This window comes from Streptomyces sp. NPDC127117 (genome assembly GCF_042677325.1).
Lineage (GTDB): Bacteria > Actinomycetota > Actinomycetes > Streptomycetales > Streptomycetaceae > Streptomyces.
In genome coordinates, this window is record NZ_JBHXTM010000106.1 from 1 (window position 1) to 15,647 (window position 15,647).

The following is a 15,647-nucleotide window of genomic DNA, read 5'->3' on the forward strand; positions in this document are numbered from 1 at the left end:
CCAGGCTCCGAAGCTGCCCATCGTCTCCAACCTGACCGGTGAAATTGCCGGTGAGGAACTGCTGACGGCCGACTACTGGGTGGACCACGTCCGCCGGGCTGTTCGCTTCCTCGACGGCGTTCGCCACCTGGAGTCCCAGGGCGTCACCACCTACGTGGAGCTGGGCCCCGGCGGAGTCCTCTCCGCCATGGGCCAGGACTGCATCAGCGACGAAGACGCCACCTTCGTACCGGCCCTGCGCAAGAACCGCACCGAACCCGAAGCCCTCACCACCGCCCTCGCCGAACTCCATGTCCGAGGCACCGCCGTGGACTGGACGACGTACTACGCGAACACCGGCGCCCGACGCACCGACCTCCCCACCTACGCCTTCCAGCACCAGCGGTACTGGCTGGCATCCTCGGGCGGTTCCGTCGGGGATCCGGGCAATCTGGGTCTTGAGTCGGCCGGGCACCCGATGCTCGGTGCCATGACCGAGATGGCCGGGGCCGGCTCGGCGCTCTTCACCGGGCGCCTCGCTGCCACCTCGCACCCCTGGCTCGCCGACCACGTCGTCATGGGCACACGGCTCGTCCCGGGCACCGCCCTGGTCGAGTGGGCCCTCCATGCGGGCGAGCGCGTGGGCGCGGCCGTGCTGGAGGAGTTGACCTTGCAGGCTCCGCTCGTCCTGCCCGAACAGGGCGCCGTAGCCGTGCAGATCGCCGTCGAGGCCCCGGCGGAGGACGGTCGGCGTGTCGTCCGCGTCCACTCGCGTGCCGCCGCCGACGTCGGTGGCGCATGGGTTTCGCACGCCTCGGGTGTGCTGGCGGACGCCCCCGTGGCAGACGCCGAGGCGCTCACGGACTGGCCGCCGACCGGGGCCGTCGAGGTCGAGGTCGATGCCGTCCACGAGGAGCTCGCCGGACTCGGCCTGGAGTACGGGCCGGCCTTCCGGGGCCTGCGCGCCGTCTGGCGGCGCGGCGAGGAGATCTTTGCCGAGGTGGTGCTCCCTGAGGCGCTGCGCGGCGGCGCGGACGGCTTCGGGCTCCATCCCGCGCTCATGGACGCGGCCCTGCATCCCATGGGCCTGGGCACCAGCGCCGGGCTGCCCTTCGCCTGGAGCGACGTACGGCTGCACGCGGTCGGTGCCGAGCGGCTGCGGGTGCGTATCACCCGCATCGACCCGGCCGACCCGGAGAATTCGGGCTCCTCGGTCGTGCTCGCGGACGGTACGGGTGCCCCGGTGGCCTCCATCGGCTCGTTGGCCCTGCGGCCCGTGACGCGGGAGCAACTGGCGGCGGGGGCCCACGGTCCCGGGGGTGCTCGGTCCTTGTACCGGATCGGCTGGAGCCCGCTGGATGCGGTTCCGCCGACCGCCGGTGCGGTGGCCGAGGTGGATGTCATCGAGGTGCCGGGCCCCGCCGACGGAGTGGGCGCCGTGGCCGACGTACACCACCGGGTGACGCGGGCACTGGAGCGGTTGCAGGTGTGGCTGTCCGAGGAGCGCCCCGAGGGCGAGCGGGTGGTCGTGGCCACTCGTGGTGCCATCGCGATCGAGGGCGAGGAGGTGCGGGACCTCGGCGCGGCTGCCGTGTGGGGTCTCGTACGTTCTGCCCAGTCCGAACACCCCGGCCGCATCGTTCTCATCGATACGCACCAGGACCACAGCCAGGACCAGGACCAGGACCAGAACCACGACCGGGACCGGGAGCAGGGCTGGGATGTGGACCCGGGGGCGCTCGTCGCCGTCGGAGAGCCGCAGCTCGCCGTGCGTGGCCGGCGGCTCTACGCCGCTCGCCTGATCCGGACGGCCTCCACCGGGACCGACGACACCACCGCTGGGCGGCCGGACATCGAGGGAACGGTCCTCGTCACCGGTGCCTCCGGCACGCTCGGCGGCCTGATGGCCCGGCACCTCGCCGGAGCCTGGGGCGCGCGGGACCTCGTCCTGGTGAGCCGGCGCGGTGCGCAGGCCCCGGGCGCGGCCGAACTCGTCGCCGAACTGGAAGCCCTCGGTGCCACGGCCCGTTTCGAGGCGTGCGACGTGGCGGACGGGCAGGCCCTCGCCGCGCTCGTCGGCGCAGTACGCGCCACGGGCCGGCTCGCCGGTGTCGTACACACCGCGGGTGTCCTCGACGACGGGGTGTTCGGCTCGCTGACCGGGGAACGCCTCTCCGGCGTGTTCCGGCCGAAGATCGACGCGGCCTGGCAACTGCATGAACTGACCGCGGACCTGGACCTCTCCTTCTTCGCCCTGTTCTCCTCCGTCTCCGGTGTGGTCGGACAGCCCGGCCAGGCCAACTACGCGGCGGCGAACACCTATCTGGACGCGTTGGCGCAGTACCGCAGGGACCGGGGGCTGCCCGCCACCTCCCTCGCCTGGGGGCCGTGGGCCGAGGGTGGCATGTTCGGGAGGATGAGCGAGGCCGACGTACGACGGCTCAGGCGGTCCGGAATGGTGCCGATGCCGTCGGCCGAGGGCCTGGAACTGTTCGACACCGCCGTCGCGGCCGGGGAGCCCGCCGTCGTCCCCGTCCTGCTCGACCTGCCCGAATGGCGTCGCGCGGCTGCGGACAGCGGTTTCGTACCGCATCTGATGCGGTCGCTCGTACGCGTCGCACCGCGACGGGCCGCGAACGACGCGGGTGGGGCCGCGCCGGAGGAATCGCTACGGACCCGCCTGGAGGCGCTCGCCCCCGAGGAACGCCGGGGCGCCGTACTGGAGGTCGTCACCACGGAGGCCGCCGCGGTGCTCGGCCACGCCCCCGGGTACCGGATCAAACCGCAAGAGACCTTCAGCGAACTGGGCTTCGACTCCCTGACGGCCGTCGAGCTCAGGAACCGGCTCGGCGCCGCGACCGGTCTGCGGCTGCCCCCGACGCTTATCTTCAACTATCCGACGGCCGAAGCCCTGGCCGCCCACGTTCTCGACCTGGCTGCTCCGGCCGCTTCCGGGACCGGTACCGGTGCCACCCCGGCACCGGCCGATCCCGGTGCGGAACTGCACCGGCTGGAGGCGGCGTTCGCCGCGCTCACCCCGGAGCGGGTGCGGGAACTGGCCCCCGACGGCGAGGCGATGGACGAGGTGGCGGACCGGCTGAAGGCCCTGGCCTCGCAATGGCGCGAGGCCCGGGAGGCGCTCGCCGCCGCGGCGGAGAACCCCGACGAGTCCGATGGTTCGTACGGGGCCGACGGGTCCGGGCCGGAAGACATGCGCGAGGAGCTGGACTCCGCGACGGACGACGAGCTGTTCGCCTTCATCGATCAGCGCTTCAGCACCTCCTGAACGACAGAGGAAATGGCAGAGGGATCGGCAGAGGATCCGCAGAAAGAACGGCAGAAGGAACGGCAGACAGAACGGTAGAGGAAACGGCAGAAGGAACGACAAAGGGTCTGTCCCGCCGATGGTGGCGGGACAGACCCGAAGGGGGCCGACGTGAGTGGTGGACTATTCGGCGATCTTCGTACGGCCGACCCACTGGAAGGTCTTGGGCCCCGGTCCGATCCCGGTGCCGGCATCGACCGCGGCATCGAGGGGCGTGTAATGCTCGTACCCGTTGCCATAGCGGATCTTGATCTTCTCGTCGGAGAAGATCACCTCGTTGTAGTCGGCCAGATTCACGGTCCCGGAAAGGTCGACAGGCCCTCCTTCGAGTCGGACGGGGTCCTTCGCCGTATCGGCGGAGAAAGCGATGATATTTGGCATGGGAACACCTCTCGTCTCGAATTCGATTCTTCTTCGGGTACCCCGTTCCGGGCACCCCTGATTCCCCCTTATAGGGGGTCAGGGATTTGAGTAGGGGGCACCCTCTCCTGATCTCATGAGGGTAACTGTCGTTAATTCTTATGCCGTTCGGATCGGAATCCCGGACGCCGGAAAAGGCTGGAAGGGAATCTTCTGGTGGAAACCTTGGGGATAGACGCCCGAATGCAGCCCGTGTACCGCGCGCTCCTGGAACGGAACGGCCGGCGAGCGGCGGAACTCGCCGCCTGCCTCGGCCAGGACGAGGGCAGCGTCGACGAAGCGCTCGGCCGCCTCGCCGAACTCTCCCTGGTCCGCCGCCTGCCCGGCAGCCCCGCCGTCTGGACCGTCGTCGCACCCGAGCTTGGGCTGGGCGCACTCCTCGCCCGCCAGGAGGCCGACCTCGCCCGCCGCGCCCGGGAGGCGCACGAGAGCCGCGCCGCCGTCATGTCGCTGCTCGCGGCCAACGAGCCCCGCCGCACCGGGACCGCCGACACCGGAGTGACCCGCCTGCGCGGTCCCGAGGAGATAAGGCTCGGCCTCGACCGGCTGTTCCGTCAGGCCGTCGGGGAGATCGCCTGCGCCCTGCCCGGCACCTCCGGACTCCAGCACGTCCTGCAGGGCGAGCCCGACACCGCCGAACGCGCCCTGGCCCGTGGCGTCCGCATCCGCGCCCTGCACCTCACCGGCGCCCGCAACAGCGCGATCCGCAGCGCCTACGGCCGACGGCTCGCCGACTCCGGCGCCGAGATCCGTACCGCCGCCACCGTGCCGGTACCCCTGACCGTCGTGGACCGCTCCGTCGCCGTCGTGCAGAGCGCCCCCGACGACGGAACGGGCACGTCCGGCGCGGCGGACCTCGTGACCTCCCCGGTCCTGGTGACCGCCCTGTACGCCTTGTTCGAACGCGAATGGGCCGCGGCGCTGCCCGGCGGCACACAGCCGCAACGGCGCGAGAACGGGCTCAGCGACCAGGAACACGCGCTGCTGGAACTGCTCTGCGAAGGACTCACCGACGAGATGGCCGCCCGCAGGCTCGGCGTGTCCCTGCGGACAGTCCGCCGCACCATGTCCGACCTGCTCACCCGGACCGGCGTCAGAAGCCGCTTCCAGATCGGCGTGGTCACCGGCGCCCGCGGCTGGACCGACGCCCCACGCAGCGGCCTGCGCGCCGTACCGGGCCCCCGGACGGCCCCGGACGGCCCCACATCCGTACCTGCGCCCACCCCCACCCCCGCATCTGCTGTTCCCGCTCCCGTTCCCGTTCCCGCACCCGTATCCGCTCCCGCTCCCGTATCCGCGCCCGCTCCCGCTCCCGTATCCGCGCCCGCTCCCGCTCCCGTATCCGCGCCCGCCTCCGCATCTGATGCTCCCGCATCCGTAGCCGCGCCCGTATCCGCGTCCGCACAGCGCCGGACCGCCTGACTTCCCACACATCCGGAGACCCCCGCCCCCCCGGGCGGCCCCCCGCGTATCTCCGGACCCCGTGGCACGCACCCCGTGCGGCGCCCGTACCGGAACCACCACCCACCGACCCAGAGGGCAGGGACATGGCAGAGAAGTACGACGTGATCGTGGCCGGCGGCGGATCCGCCGGTGTCGCAGCGGCGGTCGCCGCCGCCAGAGCGGGTGCCCGCACCCTGCTCCTGGAGCGCGGACCGTGCCTGGGCGGCGCGGCCACCCTGCGCAACGTCCTCACGTACTGCGGGATCTACACCCGTGAGGACCCGCCCCGCCAAGTGGTCTTCGGCATCGCCGAGGAGATCCTGGCGGCGCTGCGCGCCGAAGGCGCCGTCACCGACCCCCAGCGCTTCAACGGCGTGTGCGTGGTCTTCGACCCCGAGGCCGTCAAACGCGCCCTCGACAGACTGTGCGCCGAGGCCGGTGTCGACGTGCGGCTCTACAGCCACGTCGCCGAGGCCCGCCGCGACGACCGTCGAGTCACCTCCGTCCGCATCGCCGACCACCACGGCATCACGGAGGTCACTGCCGACGCCTTCGTGGACGCCACCGGCGAGGCCGACCTCGCCGCCTTCGCCGGCTCCGCCGTCCGCTACGGCAACGACGGCATGGTCCAGAACGGCTCCCTGGGCGTCCGTTTCGGCGGCATTCCGCCGCACGCGGACGTCTCCCGCGCACGCGTCTCCGCGGCCGTCCACGCGGCCCGTGAACGCGGCATCGGCCCGTTGGTCTCCGCCAACGGACTGGTGGCCAGGCTGCCGCTGTCCGGCGACGTCATCGCGTACATCGTCGACGAGGGGTACGACGCCCGGGACTCGGCCGAGGTCAGCCGTGCCGAGGCCAGTGCCCGGATCCAGGCCCGCGCCTATCTGGAGGTCATACGAACGCTTCCCGGCTGCGAGAACGCCTACATCGTCAGCACCGGGCCCGAGATCGGCACCCGCGAGTCCCGCCACATCGTCGGCCGCTACCGGCTGAGCGTCGACGAAGTCCTCGGCGGTGCCCACTTCGACGACGCCATCGCCGTCGGTGCCTGGCCCATCGAGTACCACCCGGCCCCGGGCGTCCCCTCCCAGTGGCTCTTCATCGACGACGACGGATACTTCGAGATACCCCTCCGCGCGCTGTGGAGCGCCGACACCGACAACCTGTTCGCGGCGGGCCGGAACGTCGACGGGGACCGCATGGCGGGCGGATCTCTGCGGGTCATGGGCACGGCCTTCGCCACCGGACAGGCCGCCGGCATCGCCGCCGCCCTCGTCGCCCGCGACGGCATCGCGCTGAGCACCGAGGACGTGCGCGGCGAACTGTTCCGCCAGGGCGCCCACCTCCCCGAGCCCGCCCTCACCTGACGACTGCCACCGCTGAGCGGCCCCGACCCCTACCGGAATCCCGAACATAGGGGGAATACCAAGGACCGGAGGGGTTGGGGGCGCGGCCCCCGCCTCCTACCGTCGTCATCAAGTGGCGGGAAAAGCGGAAAGGACCGATCTCTCATATGGCTGGCCCGGAGATAGACCGCGGACTGTGGATCCGTAATTTCCACGAAACGCCCGGACGGAGGACCAGACTCGTCTGCCTGCCGCACGCCGGTGGTTCGGCCTCGTTCTTCTTCCCGGTGTCGCGAGCCCTCTCCTCCGAACTGGACGTCGTGGCGATCCAGTATCCGGGACGGCAGGACCGCCGCCAGGAGAAGTGCGTGGAGACCATCGGCGAACTCGCCCGCCGCATAGTCGAGGTTCTCGACCCGCGGCCCGGCGGACAGCCGATCGCGCTCTTCGGCCACAGCCTCGGCGCCACCCTCGGCTTCGAGATGGCCCGTCTGATGGAGGAGCGCGACGCCGCCCCCGTCCACCTCTTCGCCTCCGGCCGCCGCGCCCCGTCGCGTCCCCGCAACGAGTCCGTGCACCTGCGCGACGACGAGGGGATCCTCACCGAACTGCGCGAACTGAGCGGCACCGACGACCGCGTCCTGGGCAGCGAGGAGGTCCTGCGCATGGCCCTGCCCGCCATCCGCAACGACTACCGGGCCGCCGAGACGTACGTGTACGAGCCGGGGCCCGCCCTGTCCTGCCCCATCACCGTCTTCACCGGTGACAACGACCCCAAGGTCACCCTGGACGAGGCACGCGCCTGGTCGACCCACACCTCCGCCGACTTCCAGATGCACACCTACACCGGCGGACACTTCTTCCTCACGGACCATCAGCCGGCGATGCTCAGGACGATCTCCGGTCGACTGGCAGCCGTCGCGACGTAACGACGCAACAACGACGCGACGCAACAACGACGCGACGTAACGACGACGCGACGTAACGACGACGCGACGTAACGACGACGCGACAGACACAACGACCCAGGGCACCGAGACGGGCGGGCGGCGTGGCCGGACAGGCCGCCCTCCGCCCGCTTTCGCTGTACCCGCCCCACACACCCAACACCCGTCCGCCCCATGGGTGTTGATCCATGAACTCCCAGCTCGTCGGTACCCGGACAGGTGACGCTCTGATGGCGAACGAAGACAAGCTCCGCTCATACTTGAAGCGAGTCACGGCTGACCTGCACGAGACCGGCGAGCGACTGCGCCGGGCCGAGGCGAAGGACCGCGAGCCCATCGCCATCGTCGGCATGAGCTGCCGGTACCCCGGTGGCGTGGCCGACCCCGACGACCTGTGGCAGCTCGTCGCCACCGGCACCGACGCGGTCGGCGGCTTCCCCACCGACCGCGGCTGGGACACCGAGAACCTGTACGACCCCAAGGGCGTCCAGCCCGTCAGCCCCGGGATGAGCGCGGGCGGATTCCTCTACGACGCGGGCGACTTCGACCCGGACCCGTTCCGGATCTCGCCGCGCGAGGCCCTGGCGATGAACCCCCAGCAACGCCTCCTGTTGGAAACCTCCTGGGAGGCCATCGAGCGGGCGGGCATCGACCCGGCCTCCCTGCGGGGCAGCCGGACCGGCGTCTTCGCCGGCCTCATGTACCACGACTACGCCGCCCAGCTCGCCGACACCGACATCCCCGACGGCGTGGCCGGCCTGCTCGGCATCGGGAACATCGGCAGCGTCGCCTCCGGCCGCGTCGCGTACACCTTCGGCCTCGAAGGCCCCGCCGTCACCGTCGACACCGCCTGCTCCTCCTCCCTGGTCGCCCTCCACTTCGCCGTCCAGTCCCTGCGCTCCGGCGAATGCACGCTCGCCCTCGCGGGCGGCGCCACCGTCATGGCCACGCCCACCGCCTTCCTCGACTTCCAGCGCCAGGGCGGTCTCGCCGCCGACGGGCGCTGCAAGTCGTTCTCGGACGGCGCGGACGGCACCGGCTGGTCCGAGGGCGTCGGCATGCTCCTCGTCGAGCGGCTCTCCGACGCCCGCCGCAACGGCCACCGCGTACTCGGCGTGATCCGCGGCTCCGCCGTCAACCAGGACGGTGCGTCCAACGGCCTCACCGCCCCCAACGGCCCCGCGCAGGAACGCGTCATCCGCCAGGCCCTCGCCAACGCCCGCATCCCCGCGGCCGAGGTCGACGCGGTCGAGGCCCACGGCACCGGCACCACCCTCGGCGACCCCATCGAGGCACAGGCCGTCATCGACACGTACGGCCAGGACCGTCCCGCGGACAGGCCCCTGCTGCTGGGCTCCCTCAAATCCAACATCGGCCACGCACAGGCCGCCGCAGGCGTCGGCGGAATCATCAAGATGGTCATGGCGATGCGCCACGGCGTGCTGCCGCGCACCCTGCACGCCGAAACCCCGTCCACGCGGGTGGACTGGTCGGCGGGCGCGGTGGAACTGCTCACCGAGGCCCGCGACTGGCCGGACACCGGAGAACGGCCGCGCCGCGCGGGAGTGTCCTCTTTCGGAGTCAGCGGTACGAACGCCCACGTCATCCTGGAACAGCCCGAGACGGCCGCGGCCCCGGAACCCGCCACCCCGCAACGCACCCTCCCGGCCGTCCCGTGGATCCTGTCCGCCAAGACCCCGCAGGCCCTGACCGGCCAGGCAGGCCGCCTCCTCGACCTGGTACGCGACAACCCCACGCTCACCCCCACCGACCTGGGCCGGTCCCTGGCCCTCACCCGAACCCGCTTCGACCACGGCGCCGCCGCCGTCGCGGGCGACCGCGAAACCTTCCTGCACACCCTGGAAGCACTGGCCGAGGGCCGCTCGGCACCGGGCGTGGTGCGCGGCTCGGTCTCGGGCGGGAACACCGCGTTCCTGTTCTCGGGTCAGGGTTCGCAGCGGGCCGGGATGGGCCAGGAGCTGTACGAGGCGTACCCGGTGTTCGCGGATGCGTTCGATGCGGTGTGCGCGGAGTTGGACCGGCATCTGGACGAGTCGGTGAAGGGTGTGGTGTTCGGTGGGTCGGAGCTGATCGACCAGACCGTGTACACGCAGGCCGGGCTGTTCGCGGTCGAGGTGGCGCTGTTCCGGCTGCTGGAGCACTGGGGCGTCACCCCGGACTACCTTCTCGGCCATTCGATCGGTGAGCTGGCTGCCGCGCATGTGGCGGGTGTGTGGTCGCTGGAGGATGCGGCGGCGTTGGTCGCGGCCCGGGGCCGTCTGATGCAGGCCCTGCCCACCGGTGGGGCGATGGTCGCCATCCAGGCCACGGAGGCGGAGGTTCTGCCGCTGCTCACCGACGGTGTCTCCATCGCCGCCCTGAACGGCCCGGACTCCGTGGTGATTTCGGGTGATGAGGATGCCGTACTCGCGATCGCGTCGGGCTTCGGGAAGACGAAGCGGCTGCGCGTCAGCCACGCGTTCCACTCGCCGCGCATGGAACCCATGCTGGCCGAGTTCAAGACGGTGGCGGAGAACCTGACGTTCCACGCACCGCAGATCGCGATCGTCTCCAACCTGACCGGTGAGATTGCCGGTGAGGAGCTGCTGACGGCCGACTACTGGGTGGACCATGTCCGCCGGGCAGTTCGCTTCCTCGACGGAGTACGCCACCTGGAAACCCAGGGCGTCACGACGTACGTGGAGCTGGGCCCCGGCGGGGTTCTCTCCGCGATGGGCCTGTCCTGTGTCACCGAGGGCGCCGCCTTCGTACCGGCCCTGCGCAAGGACCGTACCGAACCCGAGGCGCTGACCACCGCCGTCGCCGAACTCCACGTCCGAGGCACCGCCGTGGACTGGACGACGTACTACGCGAACACCGGCGCCCACCGTGTCGACCTGCCCACCTACGCCTTCCAGCGGCAACGCTTCTGGCTCAACGCCTCCTCCCGCCCCCGCACGTCCGCCGACGGCCCGGCCATGGACTCCGCGTTCTGGGCCGCTGTGACCGAAGGCGACGTGGAAGCGCTCGCGCAGGCCCTGGCCGTCGGCCCGGACGCGCCCTTCAGCGAGGTGCTGCCGGCGCTCTCCGACTGGCGGCGCCGCCGCCACGCGTCCGACACCGTGGATTCGTGGCGGTACCGCACGACCTGGCGGCGCATCCCCGGTTCCACATCCGCCGTCCCGGCGCTGCCCGGTGTCTCGCTGCTCGTCGTACCGGAGCAGGCGGCGAGCGACCCGCTCGCCGAGGCATGCCTGCTCGCCCTCGGCGCCGAACGGACCGTCACCCTCCGGCTGCCGACCGGGCACGCCCGCGACGAAATCGCACAGCAGCTACGAGGTGTTCTCGCCGATCGGCCGTCCGGGGTCGACCGCGTACTCTCCCTGCTCCCGCTCGACGAGAGCGACCACCCCGAGGTCTCGGGCGTGCCCACAGGCATCGCCGCTTCCGTCGCACTGGCCCAGGCACTCGACGACACGGGCCTCGAAGCGCCCCTGTGGACCGCCACCCGTGGTGCCGTGGCGGCCCGGCCCTCCGAACCCGTCGTCAGCGCCGTCCAGGCCATGGCCTGGGGCTTCGGCGGAGTCTTCGGCACCGAATACCCCCAGCGCTGGGGCGGACTCGTCGATCTGCCCGAGGAGCTCGACCGACGCGGCCGCGCCCAGCTGCGCCGGGTCCTGGCCCGCACCGAGGACGAGGACCACGTCGCGATCCGTGCCACCGGCGCCTTCGCCCGACGCCTCGTCCGAGCCCCGCTCGACGACTCACCCGCCGAGCGGCAATGGACCCCGAGTGGGACCGTCCTGGTCACCGGTGGTACGGGAGCGCTCGGCGGACATGTAGCCCGTCGGCTGGCCCGCGGCGGCGCCGAGCAGCTCATCCTCACCAGCCGCCGAGGAGCTGACGCGCCGGGCGCCGATGCTCTTCTCGCCGAACTCGAAGCCACGGGCTGCCGGGTGCGCATCGTCGCCTGCGAGGTCGACGACCGCGCCGCCGTCGCCGAACTCCTCGCCTCCATTCCGGCCGACACCCCGCTCACCGCAGTGGTGCACGCGGCCGCGGCGCTCGACGACGGCCTCATCGACTCGCTGACCACGGACCGGATCGCGTACGCGCTGCGCGCCAAGGTCCACGGTGCGCGCAACCTGCACGAACTGACCCGCGACCTGGATCTGTCCGCGTTCGTGCTCTTCTCCTCCCTCAGCGGCACCGTCGGCGCCCCCGGCCAGGGCAATTACGCCCCGGGCAACGCGTTCCTGGACGCGCTCGCCCAGCAGCGCCGTTCCCTCGGCCTGCCCGCCACGTCCATCGCCTGGGGCCGCTGGGCCGGCGCCGGTCTCGGGGAAGGAGACGCGGAAGAGCGCTTCGAGCGCATCGGTGCCGGAGCCATGGCCCCCGAGACCGCCCTGACCGCGCTGGAGCAGGCGCTGGAGCACGACGAGACCTGCGTCGTCGTGGCGGACATCCGGTGGGAGCGCATGGTCGCGCACACCGCAACGCGACGCCCGAGCCCGCTGATCCGCGACCTCCCGGACTTCACCGCGGTCTCCGACGCCTCCGGCCGGCTCACGGCGGGCGCGGCCGACCGCGCACCCGGTGGCTCCGCCGCCCCCTCGCAGATCGCCCACCTGCTGTCCCTCGCCGCACCCGAGAGGGCCCGCGCTGTCCTCGACCTCGTACGCGGCGAAACCGCGACCGTCCTCGGCCACACCGACGCGGACAAGGTCCCGAGCGACCGCAGCTTCCAGGACCTCGGCTTCAACTCCATGAGCGCCGTTGACCTGCGCAACAACCTGGGCGTCGTCACCGGGATGGCACTGCCCACGACCCTCGTCTTCGACTACCCCACACCGGCCGCCCTCGCGGCCCATCTCCTCGCCGAGCTGAGCGGCGCCGACGACACCGGAACCCGGCCCACCGGGACCGCGGAGGCCGGCAGCACCGGGGCCGACGACCCGATCGCGATCGTCGGAATGAGCTGCCGCTTTCCCGGAGGCGTCGGCTCCCCCGAAGACCTGTGGCGCATGCTCGCCGATGGCGCCGACGGCATCACCACCTTCCCCACCGACCGGGGCTGGGACATCGAGGCGCTCTACGACCCGGAGCGGCGAAGGCCGGACACCTCGTACGTCGACCGGGGCGCGTTCCTCCTCGACGCCGCCCGGTTCGACCCGGCCCTGTTCGGGATCTCGCCGCGCGAGGCCCTGGCGATGGACCCGCAGCAGCGGCTGATGCTGGAGACCGCCTGGGAGGTCTTCGAACGTTCGGGCATCGACCCGACCTCGCTCAGGGGCAGCCGTACCGGCGTGTTCGTCGGCACCAACGGCCAGGACTACGGCGACCTCGTCCAGAACGCCGACGACGCGCTCGCCGGACACGGAGTGACCGGAAGCCTCGCCAGCGTGCTGTCGGGCCGTGTCTCGTACGCGTTCGGCCTGGAGGGCCCGGCGGTGACGGTGGACACGGCCTGTTCGTCGTCCCTGGTCGCCCTGCACTGGGCGATCCAGGCACTGCGGGCGGGGGAGTGCGACATGGCGCTCGCGGGCGGCGTGACCGTGATGTCGACCCCGGCCGGCTTCATCGAGTTCAGCCGCCAGAACGGCCTGGCCGTCGACGGCCGAGTGAAGGCGTTCTCGGACGATGCGGACGGTACGGGCTGGGGTGAAGGTGTCGGCGTTCTGCTGGTCGAGCGGCTCTCGGAGGCCCGGCGCAAGGGGCACCGGGTCCTGGCGGTCGTCGCCGGTTCCGCCGTCAACCAGGACGGTGCGTCCAACGGCCTCACCGCCCCGAACGGCCCGTCGCAGCAACGCGTGATCCGCCAGGCCCTCGCCAACGCCCAGCTCTCGGGCGACCAGGTCGATGCGGTCGAGGCGCACGGTACGGGTACGAAGCTGGGCGACCCGATCGAGGCGCAAGCACTGCTCGCCACGTACGGCCGGGAACGTGCCGAGGACCGGCCGCTGTGGCTCGGCTCGATCAAGTCGAACATCGGTCACACGCAGGCTGCGGCGGGTGTCGCGAGCATCATCAAGATGGTCATGGCGATGCGCCATGGCGTACTCCCGCAGTCCCTGAATGTCGGTGTGCCTTCGTCGAAGGTGGACTGGTCGGCGGGTGCGGTGGAGTTGTTGGCGGAGGCGCGGGAGTGGCCGGAGGTGGGTGGTCGTCCGCGTCGGGCGGGTGTGTCGTCGTTCGGGATCAGCGGGACGAACGCGCATGTGATCCTGGAGCAGGCGCAGGAAGAGCCGACGTCGGTGGAGGCGCCGGAGGCCGTGCTGCCGGTGGTGCCGTGGGTGCTGTCTGCCAGGTCGGAGGAGGCGTTGGCCGGTCAGGCGGAGCGGTTGCTCGGTCTGGTGGGCGATGCCTCGCCGGTGGATGTGGGGTGGTCGCTGGTCTCGACGCGTGCGGCTTTCGAGCACCGTGCGGTGGTGGTGGGTGAGGACCGTGAGGCGTTGCTGCGGGCGGTTGCCGAGGGGCGGTCGGTGCCGGGTGTGGTGCGGGGTGTCGCGGGCTCCGGTCGTTCGGCGTTCCTGTTCTCGGGTCAGGGTTCGCAGCGGGCCGGGATGGGCCGCGAGCTGTACGACACCTACCCCGTGTTCGCAGATGCGTTCGATGCGGTGTGTGCGGAGCTTGACCGGCATCTCGATCGGCCGGTCAGGGAGGTGGTGTTCGGTGGGTCGGAGCTGATCGACCAGACCGTGTACACCCAGGCCGGCCTGTTCGCGGTCGAGGTGGCGCTGTTCCGGCTGCTGGAGCACTGGGGCGTGACCCCGGACTACCTCCTCGGGCACTCGATCGGTGAGCTGGCCGCCGCGCATGTCGCGGGTGTCTGGTCCCTGGAGGATGCGGCGGCGTTGGTCGCAGCCCGGGGCCGTCTGATGCAGGCCCTGCCCACCGGCGGAGCCATGATCGCCATCCAGGCCACCGAGACAGAAGTCCTGCCGCTGCTCACCGACGGTGTCTCCATCGCCGCCCTGAACGGCCCGGACTCCGTGGTGATTTCGGGTGACGAGGATGCCGTGCTCGCGATCGCGTCCGGCTTCGGGAAGACGAAGCGGCTCCGCGTCAGCCACGCCTTCCACTCACCGCGCATGGAACCCATGCTGGCCGAGTTCAAGGCAGTGGCGGAGAACCTGACGTTCCACGCACCGCAGCTCCCCATCGTCTCCAACCTGACCGGAGAACTCGCCGGTCAGGAACTGCTGACGGCCGACTACTGGGTGGACCATGTCCGCCAGGCGGTCCGCTTCCTCGACGGAGTACGCCACCTGGAGTCCCAGGGCGTCACGACGTACGTGGAGCTGGGCCCCGGCGGAGTCCTCTCCGCGATGGGTCAGTCGTGCGTCACCGAGGACGCCGGTTTCGTGCCGGCGCTGCGCAAGGACCGTGCCGAGGCCGAGGCGCTCGTCACCGCTGTCGCGGAGCTGTATGCGCGTGGCGCCGGCGTCGACTGGGCCGCGTACTACGCGAACACCGGTGCCCGGCACGTCGACCTGCCGACCTACGCCTTCCAGCACGGGCGGTACTGGCCGGCGCCGCCCAGGACGGCCCCCGGGACCACCACCGACCCGGTCGACACGGACTTCTGGGAGGCTGTCGAGCGCGAGGACCTGTCCGGGCTGGCCGGTGATCTGGAACTGCCGGCGGATGCCCCGCTGGGCGAGGTCCTGCCCGCGCTCTCCTCCTGGCGGCGTCGTCGGCGGCAGCGTTGCGAGGTCGACGGGTGGCGCTACCGCGTCACCTGGAAGCCCGCACAGCCCGCGACCGGCCAGTTGTCGGGCCGGTGGCTGCTCGTCGCACCGCGCACAGGCCCGGCAGATGTCGTCGACTGGTGCGAGACGGGTCTGCGCGGGGCCGGTGCCGACGTCATCCGCACGGATGGCACCGGTCTGCCCTCCGGCCTGGACGTGTCCGGGGTGGTCTCCCTCCTGGGTATCGATGACACCGACCTCGACCAGGGTGTTTCTCCTGGTCTGTCCGCAACGCTGCGGCTGGTCCAGGATCTGGCGTCGGCCGGGGTGGACGTCCCGCTGTGGTGCCTGACCCGGGGCGCCGTTTCCACCGGCCCCGCCGACCCGCTGCTCAGCCCCCGCCAGTCGCAGGTCTGGGGGCTGGGCCGGGTCGTGGCCCTGGAACACCCCGGGCGCTGGGGCGGCCTGATCGACCTCCCGCAGGCTCTCGATGCCC

Annotated in this window: 5 protein-coding genes and 1 pseudogene; 5 read left to right on the plus strand and 1 reads right to left on the minus strand. The window is 71.7% G+C overall.

The window, feature by feature from the left end; translation table 11 throughout:
* Positions 1-3,265 (plus strand): SDR family NAD(P)-dependent oxidoreductase (locus ACFVH0_RS39755; RefSeq protein WP_385828308.1); only part of this gene is annotated, 3,265 nt, incomplete at its 5' end.
* Between the two features lie 162 nt (positions 3,266-3,427).
* On the opposite strand, the gene ACFVH0_RS39760 is transcribed toward ACFVH0_RS39755, so the two are convergent.
* On the minus strand, positions 3,428-3,685 hold the full coding sequence (locus tag ACFVH0_RS39760) for a DUF5988 family protein (RefSeq protein WP_385828309.1): 258 nt from the start codon (positions 3,683-3,685) through the stop codon (positions 3,428-3,430).
* A gap of 222 nt (positions 3,686-3,907) precedes the next feature.
* Between ACFVH0_RS39760 and ACFVH0_RS39765 the strand changes: the two genes are divergently transcribed.
* The 4 genes and pseudogenes from ACFVH0_RS39765 to ACFVH0_RS39780 form a co-directional block, all read left to right on the plus strand.
* Positions 3,908-5,146 carry a helix-turn-helix domain-containing protein gene (locus ACFVH0_RS39765; RefSeq protein WP_385828310.1) on the plus strand — a complete coding sequence of 413 codons (1,239 nt, stop codon included), beginning with the start codon at positions 3,908-3,910 and terminating at the stop codon, positions 5,144-5,146.
* Positions 5,147-5,271: 125 nt separating this feature from the next.
* The gene (locus ACFVH0_RS39770; protein ID WP_385828311.1) at positions 5,272-6,534 is read left to right on the plus strand and encodes an FAD-dependent oxidoreductase; all 1,263 of its coding nucleotides are present in this window, start codon (positions 5,272-5,274) and stop codon (positions 6,532-6,534) included.
* Between the two features lie 146 nt (positions 6,535-6,680).
* On the plus strand, positions 6,681-7,442 hold the full coding sequence (locus tag ACFVH0_RS39775; protein WP_385828312.1) for a thioesterase II family protein: 762 nt from the start codon (positions 6,681-6,683) through the stop codon (positions 7,440-7,442).
* Between the two features lie 290 nt (positions 7,443-7,732).
* Positions 7,733-15,647: pseudogene (locus tag ACFVH0_RS39780) on the plus strand (type I polyketide synthase); the annotation flags it as partial.